This window comes from Paraburkholderia sp. 22099, from assembly GCF_052045835.1.
In the GTDB taxonomy this organism is placed as follows: domain Bacteria; phylum Pseudomonadota; class Gammaproteobacteria; order Burkholderiales; family Burkholderiaceae; genus Paraburkholderia; species Paraburkholderia terricola.
The window spans coordinates 138,111-162,560 of record NZ_JBQEPU010000014.1; the positions used below are offsets into that span (position 1 = coordinate 138,111).

Consider the following 24,450-nt stretch of genomic DNA (forward strand, 5'->3'; position numbering starts at 1 on the left):
CTCGTTCATCACATTCGATTCATTCGGCGAGCGCTTCGCCGGTACGGTCCCGCAGCCAGATCACCGGCACCAGCGAAATGACGCACGCGGCGGCGACGTACCAGGCCGGCGCGAGCGGATTGCCGGTCCGTGCGACCAGCCAGCTTGCAATAAAAGGCGAGAAGCCGCCGAAGAACGATGCGCTCACGACATACGTCAACGCAATGCCGGTCGCTCGCACATGCTTGGGAAACAGTTCGGGGATCATCACCAGCACCGGCACGATCTGCCCCGCGACGAACACCGCGAGCAGCCCCGAGACGACGCACAGCGCCGTGATCGACGGATGCGCGCTGAGAAACGCGAACGCGGGATAGACGAGCAGCAGCATGATGACACGCGATGTCACCAGCACGCGCTTGCGGCTGAAGCGGTCCGCGAGCATGCCGGCGAACGGCGCGGCGGCGAATAGCACGAGCGAGCTGACGATGCCCGACGTGACCGAAGCCGTGGGCGAAAGATGCAGCGAGCGCACCGCATGGCTCGGCAGAAAAAATGCGGTGATGTAGACGGACACCGAGCCGCCCAGTTCCGCGAAGGTGCCGAGGATCGTCAGCTTCAGATGCGTGGTCAGCGCCGCTTTCAACGCGCCGCGCGGCGCGGCCTCGCCGGGCTTGCGCTCGGCCAGCGTTTCCTCGAGCCGCTTGCGGATCAGCATGCCCGCGGGCGCGGCGACGATGCCGAGCAGAAACGGAATGCGCCAGCCCCAGTCGAGTACCGCCTGCTTCGGCAGCAAACCGTTGACCAGCGTCGCGACCACCGCGCCGAGCACGAGCCCCGCCGCCGTGGCCGCGAAGTTCCAACTGGCGAAGAAGGCGCGCGTGCTGTCGGTTGCGTATTCCACCAGCAGCGTGGTGCCGGGGCCGAACTCGCCGCCCGCCGCGAAGCCTTGGATCAGACGCGCCGCGAGCACGATGAACGGCGCGACGAAGCCCGCCACCGCGTAAGTCGGCGCGAAGGCGATCATCGCGCAACTGAGCGCCATCAGCATGATGGTGAGCACCATCGCCTTCTTGCGGCCGGCGCGGTCCGCATAGGCGCCGATCACGATGCCGCCGAGCGGCCGCACCACGAAACCGACGCCGAACACGCCGATCGACAGCAGGAACTGATTGACCGGCGATGCGCCCGGAAAGAACAACTGGCCGATCTGGATCGCAAAGTAGCTGTAGATCGTGAAGTCGTAAAACTCCAGCGCGGTGCCGATCGTCGTGGCGGTGATGACGTGAGTTTTCGTCAGGTCGGACTTGCTGAGTGCGAGCGTGGACACAATGAGCTTCCCACAGGAAAAGGGTGGAATCGACGTGAGTTATCATATACGAGAAAAAAATAAATTCTCGTATGCGAGAAAATTTCCGCGTGGAATCCAGCAAGATGGCCAAGGCAGTGATGAAACAACCGGACGCGAACGCGCACGAAGCGCCGCCCGCGCTCGACCACAAGCTGGTGGGCGGGCACTTGCGCCAGGCGCGCAAGGCGCGCGGCATGACGCTGAGCGAATTGTCGGAGCGCTCGGGCATTGCGGTGTCGACGATCTCGAAGGCCGAGCGCGGCGACATCGCGCTGACCTACGACAAATTCGCGGCGCTCGCGCACTCGCTGGAACTGGAGTTCGACGCGATTTTCGGGCGGCGCCGCAAGCAGGCGGGCGGCGCGATGAAGCCGTCGTTCACGCCCGCCGGCAAGCAGGAAATCTACGACACGCCGAACTACGAGTACGGCATGCTCGCCAACAACCTCACCGGCAAGCGAATGGTGCCGATGCGCGCGCATATTCACGCGCGCGCCGTGTCGGACTTTCCGGAGTACATCCGGCATTCGGGCGAGGAGTTCGTGTTTCTGCTGAGCGGCAAGCTGGAATTGCGCTTCGAAAACGGCAAGGCGTTCAAGCTGACGCCCGGCGACAGCCTGTACTTCGACAGCTCGGTCGGGCACATCTACCTGAGCCTCGGCAAGGAGGATGCGGAGGTGCTGGTGTGCTGCGTCGATACGGACGAGCATCGGCCGAAAGGCGCGATCTGACTGGCGGGACGAGAGCGGAACGAGAGCGGAACGAGAGCGGAACGAGGCCGGATCGGGGCGAACCGGCCGGATATGGCAGCGAGGCTGAAGCGCCTGGACGCATCCGCTATGCTAGCGATTCGGTCTACCTCAAGGAGCAAGTGATGACACAGGCACACGGTTCGATGATCACCTTCAGCCGCCCCGACGGCAAGCAGGTGCAGGGCTATCTCGCCAAGCCGACGAAGCTGGAGGGCGCGCCCGCCATCGTCGTGATTCAGGAGTGGTGGGGCTTGAACGACCAGATTCGCGGCGTGGCCGACCGGCTCGCGCAGGCCGGCTACCTCGCGCTGGTGCCCGATCTCTTTCGCGGCAAAACGACGGTGGAAGAAGAAGAGGCTCACCATCTGATGAGCGGCCTCGATTTCGGCGACGCCGCCAGTCAGGACGTGTACGGCGCCGTGCAGTATCTGAAGCAGCACGCGGCGAACGTCGGCGTGACCGGCTATTGCATGGGCGGTGCGCTCACGTTGCTCGCGCTATGCAATGTGCCGGATGTTTCGGCCGGCGTGGTGTGGTACGGCTTTCCGCCGCTCGAATACATCGACGCGTCGAAGATCAAGGCACCGGTCATGGGTCATTGGGCCACGCAAGACGAGGCTTTCTCCATTGAAACGGTCGACGCGTTGGAGAAAAAGCTGATCGAGGCCAAGGTCGACGTCGAGTTTCATCGCTATCTCGCGCGTCATGCGTTCGCGAACGAAACGGCGGTCGGGCCGGGCCGTATCGCCGTTACGCAATTCGATCCGGTCTGGTCGCAGCAGGCCTGGGATCGCACGCTGACTTTCTTCGGCCGCACGCTCTGGAAGTAAAGCGGCGCGCGAGCCGGTGCGCCGCTGGCCGCGTCGCTTTTGTCCGTTGGTCCCGTTGGTCCCTTCGTCCCTTTTGTAAGGCCGCCTCGTCGCAGCAAATACGAACAAGACGGAGCCTCACATGGCTGTAGCAATGCGAAACGCCGCTCTCGGGCTGCTGACGTGCTTCATGCTGGGCGCCTGTGTTCACGTGCAGGCCGGCGCCGGGTGCGGTAAGGGATGCAGCGACAAGACCCGGGGTCAATTGCTCGATCACCACGTCACCGCGAAGCTCAGCGCGGCGGCGTTTGCAAAATTGCTCGAAGCGAATCCGTCCGGCCGGCAACTCGCGCAGATCGCCGGCGCGCCCGTTTGCGGCGTCGAGGTCGTGTACTTCCGCTACCGGACCATCGGCGGCGCGGGCGAGCCCACCACGGCAAGCGGTGCGTTGATGATGCCGGAGGGGTCTTCCGCTGCGTGTGGCGGGCCGCGTCCGCTGATGCTCTATGCGCACGGCACCACCGCCTACCGAAACTACAACCTCGCCGACATTACGCAAACCGATCCGGGCAATCGAGGCGGCGCGGGCGAGGGCCTCGCCATTGCCGCCACCTACGCGGCGCACGGCTATATCGTGGTGGCGACGAATTATGCGGGCTACGCCGGCTCCGATCTGCCGTATCACCCTTATCTGAACGCCGATCAGCAATCCGCCGATGTGATCGACTCGCTTCGCGCGGCACGCCTCGCGATGAGCGATGCGAAACCGGCAAGCGGCGTGCGTCAGAACGGCAAGCTGTTCATCACCGGTTATTCGCAAGGCGGTTTCGTCGCGCTCGCGACGCACCGCGCGCTGCAAGCGGCCGGCGTCGAGGTGACGGCGTCCGCGCCGGGATCGGGGCCGTATGCGCTCGCCGCGATGGCCGACGCGCTGATCGAAGGCGACGTGAACCTGGGTTCGACGCTGTTCACGACACTGACCGTAACGGGCTACCAGCGCGCTTACGAGAATATCTACCGCACGCCCGGCGATTTCTTCGAAGCGGCTTACGCGCCGGACATCGACAATCTTCTGCCCACCACGCAACCGCTCGATACCTTATTCGCCCAGCGAAAACTGCCGTCCGCGCAGCTCTTCAGCCGTGTTCCTCCCGCGCCGCAGTTCGCCTCGATGACGCCGCCTGCTTCACCGCCGCTCACGCCGTCCGCGTTGACGCCCGTGTTCGCCGGCGGATTCGGCGACGCGAACCTCGTGCGCAACGCGTACCGTCTAGGCCTGTTGCAAGACGCCGCCGCCAATCCCGATGGCGCGTTCCCCAATGCGACAGCGGCCATGACGCCGGCAGCGAATCCGGCGCATCCGCTGCGTCGGGCATTCAAGCGCAACGACCTGCGCAACTGGTCGCCGCGTGCGCCGGTTCTGCTGTGCGGGGGCGAGGCGGACCCCACGGTGTTTTTCTTCAACGCACGCATCGAACAGGCGTACTGGCTGAACGCGAACGTGCCGGCCGGGCTCACTTCCGTACTGGACGTGGACTCGGCCGCCACCGGAGCCGACGATCCCTACGCGCCCGTCAAGCAGGGTTTCGCGAATGCAAAGGCGGCGCTCGCGAGCGAGGCTGTCGCCGGGGGCGCGACGGACGGCGGCGCATCCGCGGTGCTGCGCTCGTATCATGGTGGACTGGTCGCGTCGTTTTGCATGATTGCCGCGCGGGCGTTCTTCGCGAAGTTTTGAACGGGCGCGGTGCTTCAACAGCGCATCGGATTTCAGCCGCGCGTTTCGCCGGGCCTATGACATGTCGCCGAGCGATTTCCGGCATCTCACGCGATAGAACATGCAGCGGAAAACCCTGTGTTTCAAGAACGAGGCGATCATGACCAGCATGAACGAGCAGAATGATTTCATCGTGCGCACGATGTCGGCGCACGAGGTTGCATTAGCGGTCGAATGGGCGGCGCTCGAAGGATGGAACCCCGGCCTGCACGATGCCGAATGCTTTCGCGCGGCCGATCCGCAGGGTTTTTTCATCGGCGAGTGGCGTCGGGAGCCGGTCGCGTGCATCTCCGCGGTCGCCTACGGCGAGGACTTCGGGTTCATCGGGCTCTATATCGTGAAGCCGGAGTGTCGCGGCAAGGGCTTCGGCATGCGCATCTGGCGCCACGGCATGGACTACTTGCGCAATCGCAACGTCGGTCTCGACGGCGTTGTCGCTCAGCAGGCGAATTACGGCAAGTCCGGTTTTCGGCTGGCGTATCGGAACATCCGCTTTCAGGGCGTCGCGCAAAAGATCGACCAGCGCGCGGCGACGCGTTCGACTCTGCTGAATGCTTCGGCGCTGCCCTTCGAGCGGCTGCTCGATTACGATCGACAGTGCTTTCCCGCCACGCGTGAGCGTTTTCTCGCGGCATGGCTTGCGCAACCCGATGCGACTGCATGGGTTGCAATGCAAGCAGGCGAGATTGCGGGCTACGGTGTCATGCGCCGTTGCCGGACAGGCTGCAAGATCGGCCCGCTCTTCGCCGATAGCGACGACATAGCAGGCGATCTGTTCGACGCGCTGGCGGCGCGCATGCCGGGTGAGGCGATTTTTCTCGACGTACCCGAGACCAACCCGGCGGCGCTCGCGCTGGCCGAACGGCGCGGCATGACGAGCGTGTTCGAAACCGCGCGGATGTATACGCGGCAAGCTCCGGCGCTATCCATTGAACGCGTATTCGGCGTGACTTCGTTCGAACTCGGATGATCGGCGCGCGGCGGTTCGTTTGGATTTGCGTTGCCGTCGGCGGCCTATCACATGGTCTCAAACGAACCGCGGACGGCAAGCGCATGACGCTGTGCGCGGTTCTACGCCGCGATCCACGCTATTGCCATTTCGTGCCGAGATTCTCCAGCCCGGATTTCATGAGATCGGCTGACAGCATCGCGATCCGCAACTCGCAGTCGGCGTTGAATTTCAGAAACCACGGTTCCGCGAATGCCGGAATCTGCGATGCGTCGTCGACGTTCACCACGAGCACCGCGCCGCGTGCGCCGTTCTGTTCGGTGAAATAGGCGGCCTCCGGTTTTGCGTCCTCGAGTATTCTCGCCAGCACCTCGCCGGCGGTGCCGTCGCGCACCATCGTGTTGAACGGTTCGTGCGGAATTCGTATGTTCAGAAGCATGCGCATGTCATCCTCCTTGTGGATGCCCAAAAGGGCTTCTTAAGGATAGAGGCTTTATACGCTGCTGGCGGCGGCGATGGCCGAGGCTGTCTTTGTGTTGTCGGGTGCTCGATGATTCATCGCAACGGCCCCGCCGCGCGAGGTCAGTTTCCGAACAACGAGGCCTGGGTTCCGCGACCCGGTGCCGGGCGCGCGGGTTTCTTCGGCGCGTGTTCCGCTTGCGGTGTTTGCGGTGCTTGGCGATTGCCTTCCACGGCCTCCGCGTTAGCCGCCGCTTCCAGCGAAGTCTGCCCGGCTTCGAGCGACAGCAGCAGCATCTTGTTCGACAATCCGCCGGCGAAGCCGGTCAACTCGCCGGACGCGCCGATCACGCGATGGCACGGCGCGATGATGGAAATCGGATTCCTGCCGTTCGCCGCGCCGACGGCGCGCACCGCGTTGAGGTTGCCGACCTGCAACGCGATTTCGGTGTAGCTGCGCGTCTGGCCGAACGGGATGGTCAACAGCGCCTCCCATACTTTCTTCTGGAAGTCGGTTCCCTGAAAGTCGAGCGCGAGGTCGAACTTCCGCCGCGTGCCGGCAAAGTACTCGTTCAATTGACGCTCGGTGTCGATCAGGATCGGGCGGTCGTTCGCTTCGATCATCGCGCCGAGACGCACGCGGTTCGGCTTGTCGTTCTCCCACAAAATGGCGGTCAACCGCTCGCCGCTGGCGACGAGTTTCAACTGGCCGACGGGCGAGTCCATCAACTTGAATGCGTAGGTCACTGCGTGCTCCGAATATTGCCGTTCAATTCTTGCGACCGCCGCGCATCTGCTCCACGCGCGGCGCATTTGTCCGTTCATTGGCCGATTATGCGCGAAAAGCCTTGTCGATTCCGCACGTCGGTTCTTGCGCCGGCCGCGACTCAGTAGAATTGACAGCTTCGCTACGACACGCAGCGGCAACCGGACATCTCTTCCACGACTTTGAACACGACACTCGAACAACTGCGGGCCGGACAACTGGCGGGCACGCGTCACCTCAAACTGGCCTGCGGACTCAGCGAATTTCCACGCGAGATTTTCGATCTGGCCGACACGCTGGAAGTTCTCGACTTGTCGGGCAATGCGCTCACCACGCTGCCCGACGATTTGCCGCGACTCGCCAGGTTGCGCATTCTCTTCGCCTCCGACAACCCGTTCACCGAGTTGCCCGAAGTGCTGGGCCAGTGCTCGCAATTGAGCATGGTCGGCTTCAAGGCGAACCGCATCCGCCAGGTGTCGGGCAAGGCGCTTGCGCCGCAACTGCGTTGGCTGATTCTCACCGACAACGAGATCGATGCGCTGCCGCCCGAAATCGGCGGCTGTACGCGGTTGCAGAAGCTGATGCTGGCCGGCAACCGGCTGCGCGCGCTTCCCGATGAACTGGCCGCCTGCACGCGGCTCGAACTGCTGCGTCTCGCGGCGAATCGACTCGACGGACTGCCGGCGTGGCTATTGCGTCTGCCGCGGCTTTCGTGGCTGGCGTATGCCGGCAATCCGTTCAGCGAAGCGCTGGAAACGGCGGCGTTGAGCGACACGCCGATCGCCGATATTCAATGGGACGCGTTGAAACTCGAACAGCAATTGGGCGAGGGTGCGTCGGGCGTGATCTATCGTGCGGCGCTTCTCGATCAGGAAAGCGGCGCGCCGCGGCCGGTCGCGGTCAAACTCTTCAAGGGCGCGGTGACGAGCGATGGTTTGCCCGACTGCGAGATGGCCGCCTGCATTCGCGCGGGCGATCACCCGAACCTGATTCCGGTCGCGGGAAAAGTGCAAGACCATCCGGCCGGCTCGCATGGTCTGGTGATGGAATTGATCGATCCGCGCTTCGGCAATCTCGCCGGTCCTCCGAGCCTTGATTCATGCACACGCGACATTTATGGCGCGCACACACGCTTCGACCTCGCCTGCGCATGGGGCATCGCATACGGCATCGCGTCGGCGGCGAGTCATTTGCATGCGCGCGGCGTGATGCACGGCGATCTGTACGCGCACAATATTCTGCACGGCGGGCAGGGGCGCGCGCTGCTGGGCGATTTCGGCGCGGCATCGTTTTATGCCGCCGACGATCGCGCCGGCGGCGTCGCGCTTCAGCGCCTGGAAGTGCGGGCGTATGGTTGCCTGCTCGAAGAACTGATCGACCGCTGCGACTGGCGAGATGCGCAGGCGCACGCCGCCACGAAGCTGATCGAACTGAAGGACAATTGCCTGAGCGAAGATATCGACAGCCGCCCGTTGTTCGATGAAATCGCTTCCGCCTTGCTGGCGCTGCAAGTTCAATGATGAGCGGAACGCAGTGGCGTGGCGGACAGTTAAAGCCGCTTTCGCCCCTATGCAAAACGGCCGTTCACCGGCCGTGCCGACGAGGAGAGAAGCCATGATGCAGAGAATGCGCCGCCGCGTGGTGTTTGCCGGCGCGCTGGCTGCCGCCGGCGTGACTGGCGCGGCGCGTGTCAGGGCGGTTCCGGGCGGCAAGGCCAACCTCGCGCTCGTGCTGAAGTCGCTCGCCGATCCGTTCACCGTGGCAATGGAGCATGCCGCGCGTAACTACCAGCAGCATTTCGCTTCGCAGTTCAGCTTGACCGTGCGGGGCACGGCAACCGAGACCGACACGTCCGCGCAGGTTCAAATGGTGGAGGAGATGATCAAGGCCAGGATGAGCGCGATCGTCATCGCGCCGACCCACTCGAAGGCGTTGACGTCGGTCGTCGCGCGGGGAATCAGGGCGGGCATCATCATGGTCACGATCGACAATCCGCTCGACGACGCGTCGCAGCAGGCAGCCGGGATTTCCGTGCCGTTCGTCGGCCCGAACAATCGCAAGGGCGCGATGCTGGTGGGAAACTATCTGGCGAGGCGGCTCGCGGCGGGTGATCAGGTCGGCATCATCGAGGGCAGTTCGGCGGATCGCAATGCGCAGCAACGCACGGCCGGCTACAACGATGCGATGCGAGCGGCAGGCGTGAACGTCGTCGCCGTCGAGACCGGCGAGTGGGAATACGGCAAGGGACGGGACGCCGCGTCGAAAATGCTCGGCGCCTATCCGCGCATGCGCGGCCTCTTGTGCGGCAACGACAACATGGCGATGGGCGCGGCCGACGCCGTCCGCGACGCCGGCAGAACCGGCAGCGTTTATGTCACCGGCTATAACGACATCGCGGCGATCAAGCCGCTGATCGCCGATGGCCGCGTACTCGCGACGGTCAATCAGTTCGCCGACAGGCAGGCGGTGTTCGGCATCGACGTGGCGTTGAAGGCGGTGACCGAACTGAAGAAGCAGAACGAGTTGTCGAGGATGATCGAAACACCGCTGCAACTCGTCACCGCCGCGAATCGCGAAACGCCTCGGCAATCCCTGCCCGGCACTAGCGGCGCAGATTGACATGCGTATGAATAAACCCATTCTTTTCGTATGAAAAAACGTGACTAGGGAAAACAACTATTCTTTCTACAATCGCCGTCACGTACTTTGAGACTGCTGGTAAATCCCATATAGCGGAGCCCGAACGCGGCTGTTTCCGCATCCTCTTCTTCAGGATGCGGTGAACGCGCGCGCGAGGTGCCGCCACCTTGTTTTATTTTCGAGCGCGCGGGCAATTGGTTTCGGCTTAGCGCGCCTGTGGTTCTTGGCCCACGTACTTTCAGGGAAGCGATGACCACCGGAACTCGTCAAAGCGGTTTTTCCGCGCTTGGGCCCATTTCCTGGGGCACCCATCTGTGTCACTTCTACGAATCGCGTAGCGAATTACTCAGCGTCACGGCGGATTTCCTGCACGCGGGACTCGCCAATCACGAAGTCGGCGTGTGGGTCGCGCCCGCTTTGCTCGGACCCGACAAAGCCCGTTACATGCTCACGCGAACCGAGCCCGCGCTCGCGGACTATATCGATGCGGGTCAACTGCAAATTCTCGACGGCGCGCAACTCTACGCGCGGCCTAAAAGCGGCTTCAATGGCGGTGCCACCGTCGGCTTGTGGTCAGCCGCGATCAACGAGGCGTTGGGGCGCGGCTTCGAAGGGCTGCGGGTGGCCGGCGACGCCGTCTGCGACGAAAGCACCGATTGGATCGCGCTGCTCGACTACGAAGCGTCATTGAAAGACAGGCTCGCGTCGCGGCCGATCATCGGTTTGTGCACTTACTGCGTGCAACGGCTGCGCAGCGCGCAGAGCCATGAAATCGCGCGCCTTCACGATGCGACCATCGAGCCGCGCGCCGAACCCCTGGAGCGTTCACGCACGCAGGCCGCGAGGCAAGGCGTGCGGCAGCCGCGAATCGCGTCTCTCGGCGCGGCGCGCGATGAAGCGAAAGACCGCTCCATGGGTCCGATGATCGGTCATGAGATTCGCAATGCAATCACGCCGCTTGGCTTGCTCGCCCATTTGCTGAACACGCAGTACGGCCACGACGACCAACTCAAGCGCTATGCGCTGCTGCTATCGCGGCAAGCCAGCCTGCTTGGCGAACTGGCGCAGCAATTGATGGAGCCCGCTCAAGCCGAATTCGCCAATGTGCACGCGCCCGCGCTGGCGGAGCCGCCGCGCGCGTCGCCGGAGACAGGAAGCGGAAGCGCTCAGCCCGAGCCCGTGGATATCGACGATCTGATCGCGCATTGCATTCAGGTCGCCGAAGCGGGGTTTCCCGACCATGCGCCGATCCGTCTGGTGAAAGGCCACGCGCCGCTCATCGTGCAGGGCCACTTCGGCAAGCTCACGCAGGTGTTCGGCAACCTGATGGTGAATGCGCTCAAGTATTCGGCGGCGGAGCATGCCGTCGACGTCGCGGTGTCTCGCGCCGGACGTTACTGCTATGTCCGCGTGCGCGATCACGGCATCGGCATCGCGCCCGGCGAACTGGCGAGCATCTTCGAGCCATACGAGCGCGGACTCGGCGCTTGTGCGTCGGGCGCCAACGGTCTTGGGCTGGGGTTGTCGGTGGTGCGCGACATCGTCGCGAATCATGGCGGCGCCGTCGAGGCGTTCTCGGACGGTCCCGGTTGCGGCTCGGAGTTCGTGGTGCGCTTGCCGTTGGCGAGCATGACAACCTCAGCCGATGCGGCCGTGCATGAGGCAAACGAACGCCAGGCGGTTTGCGCCGCGCCGGCGGTCTGAGATCGCTTGAGTCCTGGTGCCTGCCGGCGCGCCGATTCGCGGCGCCTGGCGCTGGCCGGTATCGCTTCCAGCACGGGCATTCACATTCGGGATTTCCTGACACCAGATTCAGGAGACCGCCTGCGCATTTTTCCGGCGTTCCTTACTGTGAGCGGCTCTTGGCCCATCTAGGATGGGCTATCGAATTTTCTTTTCGGCGGTCCCGTTATGACCGGTCACCCGGCAGACCACGACGATGCAGTCGCGCAGGTCAACAGCGCATGCCTGCGGCTCTTCGACACGTGGTGCGAAAGCAGAAGCGTCATACCGCTTGGCTATCTGTTGCACTGCTGGCCCTTGCCGGACAATCAACCCGCCTCCTTGCGGCGGCTGGCCGACGGCTTGCGCGAACTGAGCAGGGCGCACCCGGGGGCATTGGACGGCCGCATCTGGCCGATATTCTGCGAACTGGCTTTATGTATCGACGAGATTCTGCCGAATCCCTCGCTGCGCATGCCGAACATGCTGCACTAGGCGATAACCGTCACCCCGCGTCTTTGCTGGCGCGACGAGCGGCGTGCATGGACTCCGCTTTGGCAACGAGTGCAGAATAGACGAGACAAGAACCGTAGCACTCGCGGGGACGTATGGCAGACAGCATGTTCGACGCATGGTGGAATTCGGTTGGCCGCTTCCGAAGCAGCGTCGTGTTGCGGCTCTTCGCAACCGTGCTGCTCTTCAGTTGCGCGGTCACGCTATTGCTGACCGGATTGCAGCTTTACCGCGACTACCACCGCGGCGTGGAGCAGATCGAAAACCGCCTCGCGGACATCGAGCGCAGCAATCGCGACAGCCTCGCCGAAGCGCTATGGCGGCTCGACAATGCGCAACTCCAACTGGAACTGAACGGCATCTTGCGCATGGCCGATGTGCGCGCGGTGGAGATTCGCGAGACGGGCAAGCCGCACGGGCCCGCTTTCCTGAGCGCCGGGCGGCGCACCGCCGGTCCGGTGATCGTGCGCGAGTTTCCGCTCGTCTACAGCGTGCAGGGCAAGGAGCGCGAGATCGGCCGGCTTTACGTCGAAGCGACGCTTGCCGATCTTTATCACGAGCTGACCCACGCCGCCGTGACGATTCTGCTGACCCAGGCCGCCAACACGTTCCTCGTTTCGCTCTTCACGATCTACATTCTGTCGCGCCTCGTCATGCGGCATGTCGCGGCGATCGCGCGAACGGTGGGACGCTACGATTTCCGCGAGCCGCATCGGCCGTTCACCTTGCCGCGGCGCGGGCCGCGTGAGCCCGACGAACTCGACCGCATGGTGGCCGCGTTCAATGCGATGGGCGAGCGTCTGCATCACGCGTATCTCGACGAACGCGACGCGGCGGCCGAGCGCGAAGCGCGCCACCTGGCCGAGGCGGCCAACCGCGCCAAGGGCGAATTCCTCGCGAATATGAGCCATGAACTCCGCACGCCGCTGAACGGCATTCTCGGCTATGCACAGATACTCGGACGCGACACGACGCTCAACGAGTTGCAGCAGCAGCGTGTCGCGGTGATCCGCCGCAGCGGCGAACATCTGCTGACGTTGATCGAGGACGCGCTGGATTTCGCGCGGATCGAAGCGGGCAAGCTGCGCGTGGAGATTTGCGACGTGCCGCTGGCGGCGCTCGTCGACGTGATTCGGGACATCATCGGCGTGAAGGCGGAGCAGAAGGGGCTCGCTTTCGTCTGCGAAATCGACGCCGACGCGCCCGCCGGCGTGCGTGCCGACGAGCGGCGCTTGCGGCAGGTGTTGCTCAACCTGCTGGCGAACGCGGTGAAGTTCACGGATCGCGGCGGCGTCAGCCTGCATATCTCCCAAGCCGCGTCGGGTCGCGTTCGTTTCGACATTCGCGATACCGGCATTGGAATCGGTCCCGACCAGTTGGCGAGCATCTTCGAGCCGTTCGAGCAACTGGGCGCGCCTGAGCGGCGCGCCGGCGGGACCGGCCTCGGCCTCGCGATCAGCCGGCAGTTCGTGCGCGCGATGGGCGGCGAGATCGCGGTCGAAAGCGAGCCAGGGCGGGGCAGCGCCTTCTGGTTCGAACTGGAGCCGGCGGGCATTGCGGCAATCACGTTCCCGACGATAGCGCCCGCGCCGCTTCCGCATCGGCTCACCGGTTACGACGGTCCGCGCAGGAAAGTGCTGATCGTCGACGACGTGGAGGTCAATCGCGCGGTGGTGGTCGATCTGCTGGGCCGCCTCGGTTTCGACACCGTCGAGGCGCACAGCGGTCGCGACGGGTTCGAGAAGGCGCAACGCGAACGGCCCGAACTGATCCTCACCGACATCGTGATGCCCGGCATGAACGGGCTCGAATTGGCGCGCAGCCTGCGTCGGCTGGACGACTTCGCGAGCGTTCCGATCATTGCGATGTCCGCCAGTTCGTCGGGCAGCGACAAGGCGATGAGCGTCGCCGCCGGCGTGAGCGGGTTCGTCTCCAAGCCGGTCGAGTTCGACGCCTTGTTGACGCAGATCGCCACGCTGCTGCGCCTACACTGGATTTATGCGCCGCCGTCCCCGTCCGCGTGCGAGGAGGCGTTCGCTCATTCGTCGTCGTCATTGCCTGTGCCGCCCGAGCAGATGAGCGAACTCCATCGACTCGCGCGCCTCGGCGACATGCAGGCCATCGTCGCGTGGTCCGAGGGCATCGCGGCGCTCGATGGGCGCCATCGACCGTTCGCGGCGCAACTCAGCGCGCTCGCGAGGGGGTATCAGTCGAGGGCGATCCTGCAACTGGTGGAGCGGCATATGAGCGGCGAGCTACAGCCATGAGCGAGCAAGGCGCGGATACCGGCGAGCGGCCGACGATTCTCATCGCCGACGACACGCCCGCGAACTTCGGCGTGGTGGTCGACAGCCTGGTGAACCGCGGCTATCGCGTGCTGGTCGCGCTCGACGGCGAGGAGGCGCTGGAGCGCGCATTGTTTTCGCAGCCTGACCTGATCCTGCTCGACGTGACGATGCCCGGCATCAACGGTTTCGAGACTTGCAGGCGGCTCAAGGCGGATGAGCGCACGCGCGACATCGCGGTGATTTTCATGACCTCGTTGACGGGCAGCGAGGACATGATCGAGGGCTTTTCAGCCGGCGGCGTCGATTATGTGACCAAGCCGGTGCAGGTCGACGAAATGATGGCGCGCATCGAGACGCATCTGGCGCTGCGCGGCATGCACCGGCAACTGGTCGAGCAGAACCGCCAACTGCTGAGCGAAGTGGCGGTGCGTATGCGGGCGGAGGCGGCCCTGTCGCGCGCGCGCGATGAACTCGAACAGCGGGTCGAGCAGCGCACGCAGCAGCTCGCGCAGTCGAATGCAAGGCTGTCCGCCCAGGTCGACGAGCGCCGCCGCGCCGAAGCGAAACTGCTGTCCAGCGAGGCGCGCTTTCGAACGATTGTCGAGACGAGCCCTATCCCGCTGTGCATCACGTCGATGCCGGAAGGCGTCATCCTCTATGCGAACGAGCCGCTGCGCGAACTGTTCGGGCTCGAGGTGCGCGCCGGCACGCTCGTCAATATCGTCGATTTCTATGTGAATGCGAGCGACCGCGACCGGCTGGTGACGCATTTGCGCCGCGAGGGCAGCTTTCGCAACTCCGAGGTCCATTTGCGGCGCTCGGACGGCACCGAGTTCTGGGCGATGGCGACCGCGCGCGTGGGGACGTTCGGCGACTCGCCCGCGATCTACGTGGGGCTGAACGACATCACGGCGCGCAAGCGCATCGAGCAGGAACTGCTCGAATCGCGCGAGCAATTGCGCGAATTGTCCGCCTACATGGAAGCGATTCGCGAGGAGGAGCGCAAGCGCATCGCGCTGGAGATTCACGACGAACTCGGGCAGTTGCTGACCGCGCTGAAGATGGACGTCTCGTTGCTGAAGATGCGTCTCGGCGCCGACCCGGACGCGATCCGCAAGGCGGACGACATGCGCGAGCTGGTCGAGAAAACGATCTGGATGGTCCGCAATGTCGCTAACCATCTGCGGCCCGCGGCGTTAAACTTCGGCATCGTTTCCGCGCTCGAGTGGTTGATCGAGGACTTCGGCCGGCGCAACAGCATTCCGTGCCAGTTGCACATCAACGGCGGCGAGCCGGTGCTGCCGGATGCGTACGCCACGGCGGTATTCCGCATCGTTCAGGCTTCGCTCACCAACATCGGGCGCCATGCGGACGCCACCCGGGCCGACGTGACGCTGACCAGCACCGAGGCGACGCTCGACCTTCACGTAAGCGACGACGGCTGCGGTTTCGAGCCGGAGAAGGCGCACATGGGTTATTCATACGGCCTGCTCGGCATGCAGGAACGCGCCCGGCTGATCGGCGGCGAGATGACGATCGACAGCGCACCCGGCATGGGCACGGCCATTTCCATCCACATTCCGCTCGCAGGCGGGACCCAAAATGATCCACATCCTGATTGCTGACGACCACGCGATTGTGCGCGGCGGCCTGAAACAGATCATCGCGACGACCACCGATATCGTCGTCGCCGCCGAGGCCGCGCAAGGCTCCGAAGTGCTCGAACGCCTGCGCACGGGGCAGTTCGATCTCATGCTGCTCGACATGACGATGCCGGGCATCAGCGGGGTCGATCTGATCCGCCGGGTGCGCGCCGAGGAGCCGCGCCTGCCGGTGCTGGTGCTGAGCATCCACAACGAGGCGCAAGTAGTGTCGCGCGCGCTGCGGGCCGGCGCGACCGGCTACGTGACGAAGGACAGCGACCCGGAGGTGCTGCTCACCGCGATCCGCAAGCTGGCCGCCGGCGGCCGCTTCATCGATCCCAAGCTGGTGGACGCAATGGTGTTCGAGACGCATTCGGGCGATGCGCCGCCGCACGAGATCCTGTCGGACCGCGAATTCCAGGTCTTGCGGATGCTGTCGGCGGGCCAAAGCATCAACGACATCGCCGAATCGTGCTCGCTCAGTGCCAAGACGATCAGCACCCACAAGATGCGTCTCATGCAGAAACTCGGCCTCACCAACAACGCCGAGTTGATCCGCTATGCGATCCGGCATGGCCTGGTTGCGGAGTGACAGACGCCTTTAGGGGAATCCTGAACCTTTAACCAGCATTTCCTGACTTCACAATCCGCCGCCGCCGACTGAAAAGCGCCTTGCATTGGCTCACGATGATTCAATGCGAATCGGATGGTCGAGGGGGCGGACGTGGTTGCGACGACAAGCTTACTACGCGGGCTGCGCGAGAAATTGCAGGCCATGGCGGGCACCCTGCCGGTCCGCGTGCTCTCGCTGCACGGTTCGCAGGACGGCCTGACATGCCGGGCCTGCATCGAGATCAGCCGGCCCGACGGCCCGTTGGTGCTGTTCTTCTTCAGACATGACGACGGTAGCTGGCATGCCTTCCCGCCGGAACTCAACCTGTGCAGGATGAGCTTCGAACCATTCGTTGCGTGACATGAACATTCCGCCACAAGGGAGATCATGGATGACCGCGGACAACTGTGGAGAACTGTCGAACTACGAGACGCAATTGCGTGCATGGATGAGCGAATGGTATGACCACGCATTCGCGAGCGGCTTCATCCAGCCGCCGTTCGTGCTCAATCATGCAACCGCGGTGAGGCTCGAAGGCTACTTCAACCTGGGCCTGACTCCCGCTGAAGGCGCCAACGTGATCTTCGGCGTGGTGCATTGACCTGCTGGCGGCGTCCTGCCGCCGTCGTTGCATCAGCGGGATATTACGGTTTGTCAGGATAGGTGGCGCGTGGCACGATGGGGAACCGCACAGGCTCGGTGCCTGTGCGGAGATGCGCCAATCCCGGCGCGGCATTCCTCCCGTGTCGAGACGCTATCCATCCATGCATCGCAGGCGCTTCCTGCTGGCCGCGCTCGGCGCAACAGGCGTCACGCTTGGCGCGCATGCCGCGCCGGCCGGCCACTTCGATATCGTCTATCCGCGCATTCGTCCGGGCGGCGACGTGCACGCCGCGTTCGCTCTCGCCGTCCTCGACCTGGCGTTGAGCACGGCGAACGTCTCCTATTCCGTGCGTCAGGCCGAGATCGTCATGGAGCGCGGCCGCGCGCTCGCCGAACTGGCGAACAGCAACGGTGCGATCAATCTGCACTGGACGAGCATGGAAGCGCGCGCCGAGCGCGGCCTGAATGTCGTGCGCATTCCGATCCATCGCGGGCTGATCGGCTACCGGTTATTCATCATAAGGAAGGACCGGCAACGGGATTTCGACCGCATCGAGCGCTTGTCGGATCTGCAGGCGTTCACGGGCGGACAGGGACTCGGCTGGATCGACACCGACATCCTCAAGGCGGCGGGTCTGACGATTCAGAGTTCGACCTACGAGACGATGTTCGAGATGACGCAGAGCGGCCGCGTCGATTACTTTCCGCGCGGCATCGTGGAAGCGTATGCCGAACTGGACGCACGCGGGCGCCGCGAGCCTGACCTCGTCGTCGAAAACAGGTTGATGCTGAGATACCGGTCCGATTTTCTTTTTTACGTCGCCACAGGCCAGGAAGCCCTGGCGGGGGCGATCGAGCGCGGGCTCGTCCTGGCGTATCGCAACGGCGCCTACATGCGGCTCTTCAACTCGCATCCGTACATTCAGGACGCGCTGGCGCGCGCGAGGCCCGCGTCGCGCAAGACCTTCGAGCTGGACAATCCCTATCTCTCCGACGCCGACCGCCGCATACCGGCCGCGTACTGGATGAGCTGACGTTCCACTACCCGTTGTGCGCGGCCCATGTTGCCGGCGCGGAGGGGACGAGCAGATCGTCGACGCAATCCGATAACTCGCACAGTTGCTGGAAAGATGCGCGGTCCAAACCGTGCAGCGGATGCCGCCGCAATTCGCGCAGCGCGCCGCCGAGGCGGCGGAACGCCTCCGCATCGCTGTTGATCAGCGGCCAGCCTCGCAACAGATACGTGAGCGGCATGAGCCGTCTGCTTTCGCACCACCGATCGAACAGGCGCGTACAGATCGCGTTGATGTGCTCGACCGCATTTTCTCGTTCGGACAGATAGGGGACCATGGCGGCACGCGCAAGCAGGACGATTGATGTGTGTCCATCGTATGTGGACAGTTATCGCGGTGCTGTCAGGACATGAAGAAAAAAGCTCAGGTCGATGCTGATCTTCGGGTAGGGAAATCCTTAAACGCGGCTTGCATCCCGATGCGGCCGTTTTGCCCCAACTGCCGCCATTGAAGCCGCCACCTGCAAATCTTCCTGGGCTATGCTTGCCGGGTAAGCCGCACCGTGCCCTCGGCCTTTCCACTGACCAATACTCAACTGGCGCGCCGGCCCGATGAATCTCCGGGAGACGCCCGTCGGGAGGGTGTTGCGCAGCATGGCGCGCATGCGGCGGCGGTCGTGGATGATCGCGCAATCTCTGACCTGATATGCACGGAACTCGATGAAAAAGATCAGCCGGGAGCCGCCACAGGGGCTGGATGCCGCAACGCGGCGGGACGATGGGCGCGTCGAGCGAACCGCGGCCGAGCCGGATGCGCTCGCCTATCTGAAGAACCGCGCGCTCAATCTGGTCCGCGAGGCGGCCTATCTGATCGACCGGAACGCGCGCTTCATTTACGCCAACGACGAGGCTTGCCGCACGCTGGGTTACGACCACGCGCAACTGCTGCAAATGCGCGTGATGGACGTCGATCCCGAGTGGAGCCTCGAGCGCTGGCAAACGGCCTGGGCGGAGTTGCGCGAGAAGGGCTCGCTCCTCGTCGAGTCGACACAGCGGCGCCAGGACGGCACCACCTTGCCGGTGGAAATCAACGCAAGCTATTTCGAGTTCGACGGCGAGCCGTACAACCTGGCGCTCGTGCGCGACATTACCGAGCGCAAGCGGACCGAGGCGCTGCTGATCGGCCAACTTCAGATGGAAGCGCAGTTCCGCCGGCTCGCGGAAAGCACGCCCGATATCATCTGCCGCTATGACCCGCAGTGCCGGCTCGTGTACGCGAACTCCGGACTCGCCTCGATACTTCGCCGTCCGTTGCAGGACCTGCTCGGCGGCACGCCGACCGAACACAGTGCCGATCCGCAGTTCGCCGTCTATCAGCGCGCCCTGGCGGCGACGCTCGAAACGGGCGCCGAACGCACGCTCGAACTCGCGCTGCAAGACGGCGCGAGCGGCTCAAGCGGCGTGAGCTATCACCATGTCCGCATCCTCGCCGAGCGCGGACTGCGCGACGAAATCACGAGCGTGCTGGCGCTCGGACGCGACATCACCGAACGCAAGAAGGCGGAAGCGCATCTGCACGCAAGCGGACAGGCGTTCCGCGCGCTGGTCGAGCATTCTCCCGACTACATCGCCCGCTACGATCGCGAGTGCCGGCGCGTCTACGCGAATCCGGCGCTGCGCGCGCTGCTGCCGCAAGGCGCCGACGAAACCGCCGACGCGGGCACGGTCGACGACTCGCCCGTGGTCGACGTGCCGCGGTATCGCGACCGGCTGCGCCGCGTCGTCGAGACCGGCACCGAACGCATGGACGAAATCCGCTTCCGCAATGCCAAGGGCGAAGTGCGCTGGGGGCATATGCGGATGGTGCCCGAGTTCGCCGCCGACGGCCGGGTGGCCACCGTGCTCGCCATCTGCCGCGACATCGACGAACTGAAGCGCAGCGAGCAACTGTTCCGCACGCTCACCGAGAGCTTTCCGGACTTCATCGCCCGCTTCGATCGGGAGGGGCGTCATACCTATGTGAATCCGCGTGTATCGAAGGCATTCGGTATGCCGCAGGAAGACTTCATCGGCAAGCAGCTTCACGAATTGCAGACGGGCGGCAGCAGCGCGCAGAACGAACTGCTCGAAGCGAGCGTTCGCCGCGTGGTGGCGACCGGTGAACCGGCCGACCACGAAGCGCTATGGGCGACCGATGAAGGCTGGCATGTCTTCGAGGTGCGGCATATTCCCGAGAAAGACGCGGAGGGCGACGTGGTCAGCGTGCTCGGCGTGGCGCGCGACGTGACGCGGCTGCGAACCACCGAACTCGCCTTGCGCGCGAGCGAGGTGGCGTTTCGCACGCTGGCCGAGAACGCGCCGGAGATGATCGTCCGCTACGACCGCGACTGTCGCTATAGCTACGTCAACCCGCGGTTCGAACAGATCAACGGGATTCGCGCGGCGGATGCCGTCGGCAAGACGCCTGCGGAGTTGTCGGCCGCCGCGATGCCCGAGTTGCAAATGATCACCGCGACGCTCGATCAGGTGATGACGAGCGGGATCGGCGCGAAGGTGGATCTTACGTGGGAGCGCGACGGCAAGCCGGTGGGCTGGCACGTGAGCGCCGTTCCCGAGCACGACGCCGACGGCGAGACGCGTGGCGCGCTGACGATCTGGACCGACATCACGGCGCGCATGGAGGCGGAGCTCCGCTTGCGCGAATCGTATGCGCTGTTGCAGGAGTTGACCTCGCTGCGTGAAACGGCGCGCGAGGAGGAGCGCAAGCGCATCGCCCGCGAGATGCACGACGAACTGGGCCAGCAACTGACGGCGCTGCGGCTCGGCGTGTCGGCGATGCGCATCGAGTTCGCCAGGGATGATTCCGTCCTGGCTGAACGGTTTCAGGATCTGCTGCGTCTCGCGGACGGCACCATGCAGGTGGTGCGCAACGTGGTGGCCTCGCTGCGGCCGGCGGCACTCGATGCGGGCATCGTCGCCGCGCTGGAGTGGCTCGCGGCCGAGTTCTCGCGCGACGGGCGCGTTGTCTGCCGCCTGCGAATTCCCGACGACAATCTGGTGCTCGACGAAGAGCGCGCCGTGGCGCTGTTTCGTATCGTGCAGGAAGCGTTGACGAATGTCGCGCGCCACGCCGGCGCTAGCGAGGTGACGATTTCGCTCGAACAGGTCGAGCAATACTGGAACCTCGAAATACGCGACGACGGGCGCGGCTTCGATTCGACGGCGCCGCGCGCCAAATCGTTTGGGCTGGTCGGCATGCGGGAGCGGGCGCTGATGCTGGGCGGCGAGATATCGGTGCATAGCGCGCCGGGCAGCGGCACGTCGATCGCGGTGCGGATCCCGGCGGATGACGAGGCTTCGGGGAGGCGCATGGAGTGAGTGGGGCGCATGGCTGTTTGCGGCACGTCGAGCGTGGGAGGTGCGCTGCGGCGTGCGAGGCGACCGCCCCCCGCATCTCACTTGCGCTTCGCCTTGCCTTTATTGCCCTTGCGCTTGCCAGGCTGCGACGGCCCCGCCGCCGCCGACGGCTGCTGCGCCGCCGCTTCGCGCGCCGCATGGCGAGCGCGTTGCGCTTCCTGCCGCGATTCCAGTTGCTCCCTGCATTGCTGCACCCCACGTCCCAGCGCGACGTTTTCTTGCATCAACGCCCTGCATCTATCCTTGTCGCCCGTTTCCGTGGCGTAGTAAAGCAAACCTTGCGTGCTGACGGAGAGGTCCTCGTTGAGCAGGTCGAGCAAATCGTTGGCGTCCTCCGGCAGGTTGCTGCCCGTGTCCATGACGACGGCCTTCAGCGCATCCAGAGTGACGCGCATCCATTGACGTTGCGCCGTGTCGACTTCCAGCGTCGCGCGCCATTCGAGGCTGTTCGCGAGCTGGTCGACGACATGCTGCTCCACCCGGGCTCCGCCGGCCATGCCGGGCTGGTCTTTTGAGGCGTCGATCTGCTCCGTCAGTCTTCCATGGACCTCGCGAATCTTGCCGACGGTGTCCTCATTGAGGCTGACCAACGCATCGCTTTGGAATTTATAGCTGCCGGCATCCCGCGCCGGACGTCCGGCAAGATTGTGCACGCGGTTATGCATATCCGCGAACCGGCCCAGCACATCGAAGCTCAGTCGCATGCATTCCGCCTGGCGCTCGCTGCGCGATGCCAGGGAGCCGAGAATCTGGGCCAGTTGGTCCGCCGTGCCGGCGCCCAGGTCCAGCCTCAGCGTCGCGCATTGACCCAACACCGCGCCCGCATTCACACCGGCCGCGCGTGCGCGCTCGGCAAAGCCGTGAGTCACTTTTGCGCGCCGGGACAAGGGCGCGTTGCCGATGGCTTCTCGCGCTTCGCCGTAACACTCGGTCAGATCAGCCGTGAGGCGGCAGGACATGGCGAGACCGCTCAGCATCAGCACGGTATTCGCCCGCTCGTGCACCATCGTTTCCGGCGCATCCGGGGGCAACTGGAGCACGGTCTCGCGATAGGCATCCACCTGACTGGCCAAGGCTCGTGCAAGACCGATGAATTGCGCGTCATCGCCAGGGTTCGCGACGGCGCTCGCGGGCGCGTCGTCGCGCAGCAGGTCAGGAAGTTCGCCCAGGATGTCCTGGAGACGCGCCGCTCCGCTTTGCCGCTCGGTTGCCACGCGAACGCAAAGCGATTTCACGTCGGCTTGCTGAGTGGCGTATGCGGCTCGGATCAGCTCTGTTCTGAGCGCGGAACACAAGTTCAAGAATGCACGCAACGTGTCGTTCAACGCGGATGCCGCGTTGGTGAGCGCGCCTCGCGCGAGTCCGGCTGCCTGTTGGATGCGGTCCGCCGTGGACATCAACCGATGCATGTCAGCGGGGCGGTTTTTCGTCGCGTCGAGAAAATCGGCCAGTGCCGCAAACGGCGTGCTTAACCGTTCCACGTCGATATCGGTCGCTCGTCGAAGGAAAGCCGAGTCTTCGGCCAACGCGAGCAGTGCACGGCAGCGGCCCGCCAGGTCCTCGATGAACGGCTCGGCTGATCCGCCCGTCATCGCTCGCGGTTCGCCGATGCCGATTCCACCGCGGCTTCCCGTGAGTACCTGCGGAATATCGCGCCACAGGGTCGCGAATGCCGCGCCAACCGCCGTCTGCATCTGCATGATGGCTGTGGCGCGACCCTGGCGAATTTGCGCATGGAGCGCCTGCGGTTCGGGCGTCTCGCGCGCTTCGGGGGACCATTCCGCGGTCGCGCTATCGAATGTATGGGCCGCGTCGTCGTAGGCTTCGGCGGCGTCATGCCACGCGACGATCGCCTCAAGAGCGCCGTCGACAGACTGCGCCGCGGCCTCGTGATTTGCGCTCGCCGAGAGGGTCGCGCCTTCGGCGCGCGCGAGGAGCGGCGCGAGGCCGGTTTGCAATGCGACAAGCCGCGCAACCTCGGGCGGTTCGGCCATGACGGCCTCCACGGCGGCTTCCTGCTCGGGAGCGATTGGCTCCGCAACCGTCTCCGCGACAGCCTCCGCGACCGTCTCCACAACCGCCTCCACAACCGCCTCCACAACCGGCGCCTGTACGAACTCGCCTCGCAGCGCCAACGTCAGGTCACCCGTGAGCTTTTCCAGTTCGGCACAGCGAGCGAGGAGTCTCGCCCGCAACGCCTCGCGTTGGTTCGGACTCGCCTTCAGCAGCGCGGTGACGCGGCGCTTTGTTGCAGGCGGCGGAGCACGCCCGTCTGCATCCACGCCGGGCAGTTCCACGTCCATGCCCTCGACAGATGGATCATGCGGAGGCGGTGCGGCCGGTTCTTGCGCAAGGCGGTGGATCGCCGTGGACAGATCATGCGCGCTGGCGCCGATGTTGCGCAGTTCCACGTCGAGGCCTTCGATCGGCGCGCCATGCAACGGCAGTGCGGCCAGTTCCTCTGTCCCGCAGCGCGCGAGTGCGCGGCGCAGCGGCTCGATGGTCAGTTCCAGCGCGCGCACGTAGCCTTCGCCGAACGGGGTTTGCTCGCGCTTCACGCAAAGAATGCCGCGCAGCACGTCCCCTTTGATGTCGAGCCGCGCGACATGAGCATCGCACTCCTCGACCGCCTCGTTCAGGCGAGCGATGTCCCGAACGGGCAGGCTGATTTTGCTGGCGACCTCGACTGCCGCCTGGTAATGATCCGCCGCCGCCTGCCAGGCCCGCGCGGCATCCTCGCATTGCACCACGGCTTGGCCGAGCAGAGAGAAGTTGCTTTTGAAGTTGTCGTCGGCCGGTACGAACTCTTTGCTAAACCGTGTCGCGGAGGTAATCGGGTAGTGCGTGGCTGCAATCGATCGCAAGGCCTGCGCGTCGCGGACGAGCGCCGCGACATCGGCCGGCGAATTCGATCGCTTGCCGACTTCGGACAGGCGGTGCAAGCGCCGGGTACGTTCGTTCGGATCGGCGTTGACGAGTACGGAGAAGTCGTCACTGGAATCCGATTCGGCGTCGCTGACATCATCCGGCGAGGCGTCGCCGGATTGCGCCATGCCATGCGCGGCCGATGACGTTTCGGCGGGCCACATCGCGCGAAGCTGCTCCGCGAGTGCGCGGGTCGACGGAGGGGGAGAGCGCCTCGGTGGCGGCGAGCCGGAGG

20 protein-coding genes are annotated in these 24,450 nt (G+C 64.7%); 15 read left to right on the forward strand and 5 right to left on the reverse strand.

Going from position 1 to position 24,450, the window contains the following annotated elements:
• Positions 1-19 precede the first annotated feature (19 nt).
• Positions 20-1,309 (reverse strand): MFS transporter, encoded by a 1,290-nt coding sequence (locus ACTJLC_RS15610; RefSeq protein ID WP_436263903.1) that lies wholly within the window; start codon positions 1,307-1,309, stop codon positions 20-22.
• 104 nt (positions 1,310-1,413) lie between these two features.
• On the opposite strand from ACTJLC_RS15610, the gene ACTJLC_RS15615 reads away from it, so the two are divergent.
• The 4 genes from ACTJLC_RS15615 (at position 1,414) to ACTJLC_RS15630 (ending at position 5,635) form a co-directional block, all read left to right on the forward strand.
• Positions 1,414-2,061 carry a helix-turn-helix domain-containing protein gene (locus tag ACTJLC_RS15615; protein WP_073428815.1) on the forward strand — a complete coding sequence of 216 codons (648 nt, stop codon included), beginning with the start codon at positions 1,414-1,416 and terminating at the stop codon, positions 2,059-2,061.
• Positions 2,062-2,204: 143 nt separating this feature from the next.
• Positions 2,205-2,912, forward strand: a complete 708-nt coding sequence (locus ACTJLC_RS15620; protein WP_114163964.1) for a dienelactone hydrolase family protein — start codon at positions 2,205-2,207, stop codon at positions 2,910-2,912.
• A 121-nt stretch (positions 2,913-3,033) separates the two neighbouring features.
• Entirely contained in the window at positions 3,034-4,626 is a 1,593-nt protein-coding gene (locus ACTJLC_RS15625) for an alpha/beta hydrolase (protein ID WP_114163963.1), read from the forward strand.
• Between the two features lie 148 nt (positions 4,627-4,774).
• Positions 4,775-5,635 (forward strand): GNAT family N-acetyltransferase, encoded by an 861-nt coding sequence (locus ACTJLC_RS15630; protein ID WP_436264399.1) that lies wholly within the window; start codon positions 4,775-4,777, stop codon positions 5,633-5,635.
• Between the two features lie 118 nt (positions 5,636-5,753).
• Here the strand turns inward: ACTJLC_RS15630 and ACTJLC_RS15635 are convergent, their stop codons facing one another.
• Both ACTJLC_RS15635 and ACTJLC_RS15640 read right to left on the reverse strand, forming a co-directional pair.
• The gene (locus tag ACTJLC_RS15635; protein ID WP_073428677.1) at positions 5,754-6,059 is read right to left on the reverse strand and encodes a panthothenate synthetase; all 306 of its coding nucleotides are present in this window, start codon (positions 6,057-6,059) and stop codon (positions 5,754-5,756) included.
• 137 nt (positions 6,060-6,196) lie between these two features.
• On the reverse strand, positions 6,197-6,820 hold the full coding sequence (locus ACTJLC_RS15640) for a methylated-DNA--[protein]-cysteine S-methyltransferase (protein ID WP_440844498.1): 624 nt from the start codon (positions 6,818-6,820) through the stop codon (positions 6,197-6,199).
• Between the two features lie 201 nt (positions 6,821-7,021).
• Between ACTJLC_RS15640 and ACTJLC_RS15645 the strand changes: the two genes are divergently transcribed.
• From ACTJLC_RS15645 to ACTJLC_RS15690, 10 genes are all read left to right on the forward strand, one after another.
• Positions 7,022-8,359: a leucine-rich repeat-containing protein kinase family protein gene (locus tag ACTJLC_RS15645; protein WP_436263905.1), complete on the forward strand. Its 1,338-nt coding sequence runs from the start codon at positions 7,022-7,024 to the stop codon at positions 8,357-8,359.
• Positions 8,360-8,453: 94 nt separating this feature from the next.
• Positions 8,454-9,458 (forward strand): substrate-binding domain-containing protein, encoded by a 1,005-nt coding sequence (locus ACTJLC_RS15650; RefSeq protein ID WP_436263906.1) that lies wholly within the window; start codon positions 8,454-8,456, stop codon positions 9,456-9,458.
• A 270-nt stretch (positions 9,459-9,728) separates the two neighbouring features.
• Positions 9,729-11,183 carry an MEDS domain-containing protein gene (locus tag ACTJLC_RS15655; RefSeq protein WP_436263907.1) on the forward strand — a complete coding sequence of 485 codons (1,455 nt, stop codon included), beginning with the start codon at positions 9,729-9,731 and terminating at the stop codon, positions 11,181-11,183.
• A 207-nt stretch (positions 11,184-11,390) separates the two neighbouring features.
• Positions 11,391-11,696: a hypothetical protein gene (locus ACTJLC_RS15660; RefSeq protein ID WP_073428673.1), complete on the forward strand. Its 306-nt coding sequence runs from the start codon at positions 11,391-11,393 to the stop codon at positions 11,694-11,696.
• Between the two features lie 113 nt (positions 11,697-11,809).
• Positions 11,810-13,981 (forward strand): ATP-binding protein, encoded by a 2,172-nt coding sequence (locus ACTJLC_RS15665; RefSeq protein WP_244745779.1) that lies wholly within the window; start codon positions 11,810-11,812, stop codon positions 13,979-13,981.
• A complete protein-coding gene (locus ACTJLC_RS15670) occupies positions 13,978-15,627 on the forward strand; it encodes a response regulator (RefSeq protein WP_073428671.1) in 1,650 nt (549 codons plus the stop codon). Before ACTJLC_RS15665 ends, ACTJLC_RS15670 begins: the two co-directional genes overlap by 4 nt.
• Positions 15,605-16,237: a response regulator gene (locus ACTJLC_RS15675; RefSeq protein WP_073428670.1), complete on the forward strand. Its 633-nt coding sequence runs from the start codon at positions 15,605-15,607 to the stop codon at positions 16,235-16,237. The genes ACTJLC_RS15670 and ACTJLC_RS15675 overlap by 23 nt, the downstream gene beginning before the upstream one ends.
• 114 nt (positions 16,238-16,351) lie before the next feature.
• Positions 16,352-16,618 carry a hypothetical protein gene (locus tag ACTJLC_RS15680; protein WP_073428669.1) on the forward strand — a complete coding sequence of 89 codons (267 nt, stop codon included), beginning with the start codon at positions 16,352-16,354 and terminating at the stop codon, positions 16,616-16,618.
• A gap of 31 nt (positions 16,619-16,649) precedes the next feature.
• A complete protein-coding gene (locus tag ACTJLC_RS15685) occupies positions 16,650-16,859 on the forward strand; it encodes a hypothetical protein (RefSeq protein WP_440844503.1) in 210 nt (69 codons plus the stop codon).
• Positions 16,860-17,022: 163 nt separating this feature from the next.
• Positions 17,023-17,895 carry a hypothetical protein gene (locus ACTJLC_RS15690; protein WP_083082249.1) on the forward strand — a complete coding sequence of 291 codons (873 nt, stop codon included), beginning with the start codon at positions 17,023-17,025 and terminating at the stop codon, positions 17,893-17,895.
• 7 nt (positions 17,896-17,902) lie between these two features.
• Here ACTJLC_RS15690 and ACTJLC_RS15695 read toward each other — a convergent pair whose 3' ends face one another.
• Complete coding sequence (locus ACTJLC_RS15695) at positions 17,903-18,115, reverse strand: hypothetical protein (protein ID WP_310122418.1); 213 nt, start codon at positions 18,113-18,115, stop codon at positions 17,903-17,905.
• A 478-nt stretch (positions 18,116-18,593) separates the two neighbouring features.
• Here ACTJLC_RS15695 and ACTJLC_RS15700 point away from each other — a divergent pair, with 478 nt between their 5' ends.
• Entirely contained in the window at positions 18,594-21,251 is a 2,658-nt protein-coding gene (locus ACTJLC_RS15700; protein ID WP_440844505.1) for a PAS domain S-box protein, read from the forward strand.
• 77 nt (positions 21,252-21,328) lie between these two features.
• Here the strand turns inward: ACTJLC_RS15700 and ACTJLC_RS15705 are convergent, their stop codons facing one another.
• Positions 21,329-24,379, reverse strand: coding sequence for a hypothetical protein (locus ACTJLC_RS15705; RefSeq protein ID WP_440844507.1), 3,051 nt, complete (start codon positions 24,377-24,379; stop codon positions 21,329-21,331).
• Between the last annotated feature and the right edge of the window lie 71 nt (positions 24,380-24,450).